Source organism: Teichococcus vastitatis, assembly GCF_003604215.1.
GTDB lineage: Bacteria > Pseudomonadota > Alphaproteobacteria > Acetobacterales > Acetobacteraceae > Pseudoroseomonas > Pseudoroseomonas vastitatis.
The window spans coordinates 1-3,679 of record NZ_QXGS01000098.1 but is presented as its reverse complement, the minus strand read 5'-3'; the positions used below and the strand labels follow the sequence as shown (position 1 = coordinate 3,679).

Annotated in this window: 3 pseudogenes; 1 reads left to right on the top strand and 2 read right to left on the bottom strand. The window is 65.6% G+C overall.

The features are described from left to right. Nucleotides 1-285 precede the first annotated feature (285 nt). A pseudogene (locus D2K64_RS23015) lies at nucleotides 286-2,208 on the top strand (MutS N-terminal domain-containing protein); the annotation flags it as partial. Nucleotides 2,209-2,260: 52 nt separating this feature from the next. On the opposite strand, the pseudogene D2K64_RS25805 reads toward D2K64_RS23015, so the two are convergent. Next, nucleotides 2,261-2,443: pseudogene (locus tag D2K64_RS25805) on the bottom strand (transposase); the annotation flags it as partial. 78 nt (nucleotides 2,444-2,521) lie between these two features. Then, nucleotides 2,522-3,536, bottom strand: a pseudogene (locus D2K64_RS23010) (IS3 family transposase); the annotation flags it as partial. Nucleotides 3,537-3,679 lie beyond the last annotated feature (143 nt).

The following is a 3,679-nucleotide window of genomic DNA, read 5'->3' as shown; positions in this document are numbered from 1 at the left end:
GCCTGGCCTGCAGGGACCTTCGGCATAGCGGATCGCAGCCGCGGATCCGCCGCCCCTGGCCCGGCTGGCAGGCCGGTTCGGCTGGGGGGCGCTCCGCTGCGCCACAGAAAAATAGTCACAGCCGCCGGCTTGATGAAGCTGCCATATCCTGTGTCTTACGCCGGAGCACATGTGTCCTAACGGAGCGGCTCGGTCGTTTGGCCGAGCGTCTGTCTCCCATGAAGGCGGCGTCCGCAAGGCCTTTTCTTGATCTCCGGCTCTGATCCATTCTACCTAGATTAGGTGATGAACACGCCTGTGGCTCCACCGGACAGTCCGATGATGCTGGCGCATGCGGCCGCAGCCGCAGCGGCGCCTGGCCACCTCATCTTCTATCGCGTCGGCGAGTTCTACGAAGTGTTGGGAGCTGACGCACCCGTCGTCGCACGGGCACTCGGCCTGCAGCTGACCCGACGACGCCAGAAGGATGCCGGCGACCTCCCCATGTGCGGAGTGCCAACCGCGGCAGCAAACTCCGCCGTCACGCGGCTCCTGGCGGCTGGATACAAGGTCGCTCTCTCCGAGCAACCACCGGAGCCAGGCTCCGAACGCCCTTTACGTCGGATGACGCCTAGTACCTCGGTCGATGCGGCCGTGCTCACAGAAGGGCGGCCGAACAACCTATGCGTGGCCCTTTCTGAGGGCGATTCAGTCGCTTTCGCCTGGACCGATCTGTCCACTGGCGAGACCGGCACCGCCAAGGTCTCCCTGAACGGCAGCGGCGCAGCCCTGGCCCGGATCTCCCCCTCCGAGGTTCTGGTGGCTCGTTGGCCAGAGGGCTCAGAGATTCTGGCCGTTGTCCTTCGGAGCTCTGGCGTTCCTTTCTCGACCCTTGATCCAGGGCCACCGCCGCACGATGAGGCAAGGCAGCGCCTGCTCACCTTTTACGGTGACGGCGCGACCGACCTGATACGAGGGTTTTCGTTGGCGGAACTCAGCGCTCTCTCCGCTCTGCTGGACTATGTCTGCGCCGTGGTCGGGCGGCTGCCTGAAGCAATGCCAATGCCGCGACGCGCTGGCATGAGCGACACCATGGAGATCGACGCACCCACCCTGCGGGGGCTGGAAGTGCAGTCCTCTGCATCGGGCCGAGAAGGCTCACTGCTCTCGGTGCTCGACCGCACCGTTACCCCTCTGGGTGCGCGGCTGTTAATGCGGCAATTGGCGGCGCCTCTGACCGATCCGGCAACCATCACGCGGCGTCTCGCCATGGTACGGTTCCTGGTGGAGCAACCCTCCATTCGGTCGGGCTGCCGAGAAGCACTGTCGGGCATGCCTGATGCGCTGCGCGCCTGCGGGCGCCTTTCACTGGGGCAGGGTAGCCCGCGCGATCTGGGTGCGGTTCGCGGCTTTCTAGATCGAAGCGCAGGGGCCGCCATTCAACTCCAGCACGTTGAAGGTTTGCCGCCAGGGCTCCTGAGCGTAGCGCGAGACCTGGCCGGAGGCGCCTCCGGGCAATGCAGCGAACTCGCGACGGCGCTGCGCCAGGCCCTGATGACCTTTCCTCCTGTCGAAGTGGAAGCAGGCTTCGTCGTCGAAGGCTACGACGCCAAGCTCGACGCCGCCCGCCTCGTCGTGGCGGAAGGACAAGGAGCGATTGAGGCCCTCCAGGCCCGCTACGCCACAAACACCGGCGTGAAGAACCTCCGGATCCGGGTCAACATCGTGCTCGGCCACCACATTGAAGTGCCAGCGTCTGCTGCAAGGCGGTTGGGGCCGGAATTTGTCCTGCGTCAGGGTCTCGCCAACTCCAGCCGCTTCGCAACGGCCGAGTTGGATCGCCTTGCGGCTGAGCATGCAGCCGCCGCTGAGGCAGTGCTGCACGCGGAGCGGCGCATCTTTGGTGCGCTCCGCTCCACGACGCTTGCGGCCCGCTCGGCACTGACCCGGATCGCCCATGCCGCAGCGGCCCTGGATCTGGTCTGTGGGCTGGCCCAGGCAGCAGCCGAGGGGCTCTGGGTTGAGCCGGAACTCTCCGATGATGCAGAACTGCACATCGAGCGCGGGCGCCACCCCGTGCCGGAGGCCGCTTTGGAGAGCGCCGGGCGATCCTTCATTCCGAACGACTGCCACATGCCGAATGCACAACGCCTCTGGCTGCTCACCGGCCCCAATATGGCCGGCAAGTCCACCTTCCTGCGTCAAGTTGCCATCATCGTGTTGCTGGCGCAGATCGGCTCCTTCGTGCCAGCCCAGCGTGCGCGGATTGGCACCGTCGACACCACTTTCCGAACCCCTCCGGTAGGTCGCGCCAAGGCAGGCCCGTGCGCACCCGCCACAGCACCGCCTCGAGGAACAGCCGGTTGTCCTTCGCCGTCACGCCGCTATCCGAGGCCTTGCCCGGCAACAGCGGTGCGATCTTCTCCCAGACCGCATCGCACACCCCAAACCGACCCTGATCCATCCTGCCGCCACTCCACCCGAAGGCGGGGTTGAATCACAGCTCGTCGGCAACAGGAATCCTGGATGTCAACGGACCCTAGTGCTTACGCCACTGCTCGATCAGCACGCGGGCTTCAGCCAGATTGTTGAACACCTCGGCGTTGAGCAGCTCGTCCCTGAGCTTGCCGTTGAACGATTCAACATACCCGTTCTCCCACGGGCTGCCTGGTTCGATGTAAGCCGTCCCGGCACCCACCCCGGTGATCCAGCCCTTCACCGCGGCGGCCACGAACTCTGGTCCATTGTCCGAGCGGATGTGCCCGGGGATCCCGCGCATGATGAACAGACGTCGAGGGAGTTCAGCTTGCGCGCCACCCGGATCGCCAGGCATTCGCGGGTGAACTCGTCCACCACGTTCAGCATGCGGAGCTTGCGCCCGTCGCGCGTCCGGTCCTCCACGAAGTCGTAGGCCCAGACGTGGTTCGGACGTTCAGGACGTAGCCGCATGCAGGATCCGTCGTTCAGCCACAACCGGCCGCGCTTTGGCTGCCGCGGCGGCACCTTCAGCCCCTCGGCCCGCCAGATCCGCTCCACCCGCTTATGGTTACACGCCCAACCCTCAGCGTGTAGCAGGGCGGTGATCCGCCGATAGCCGTAGCGGCCATACTGCTTGGCCAACGCAATCACCGCCTGGGTCAGCGCTGCCTCATCGTCGGCCGTCCGACGCCGCTTGCGCTGCGTCGAACGGTTCTGGCCCAGCACCCGGCAGGCCAGCCGCTCAGGCACATCCAGCACCGCCGTGACGTGGTTCACGGCGGCCCGGCGACGGGCAGCGCTCAGAAGTTTCCCGAGGCGGCTTCCTTGAGGATCAGCTTCTCCAGCGTCAGGTCCGATACTGCCCGCCGCAACCGGCTGTTCTCCTGCTCGAGCTGCTTGAGCCGGCGCACCTGGTCCAACTTCAGGCCGCCATACTCCGCACGCCAGCGATAGTATGTGGCCTCCGTCACCCCTATCGCCCGGGCCCCCTCGGCCACCGTCTTGCCCTGGCCCACCAAAACTTCGACCTGCCGGAGCTTGGCCACGATCTCCTCCGGCTTGTGCTGCTTTCGAGCCATCCCAACCCTCCGAACCGCACCACCGATTTCACATGATCGGCGGTCCACTTCTACGGGGGCAGGTCACTTCCTGATGGCGGGCATAAGCTTCATGGCTTGATCTCTATGGGTCTATTCCTGGCCGCGCCCAGCGCCTTTTCTGC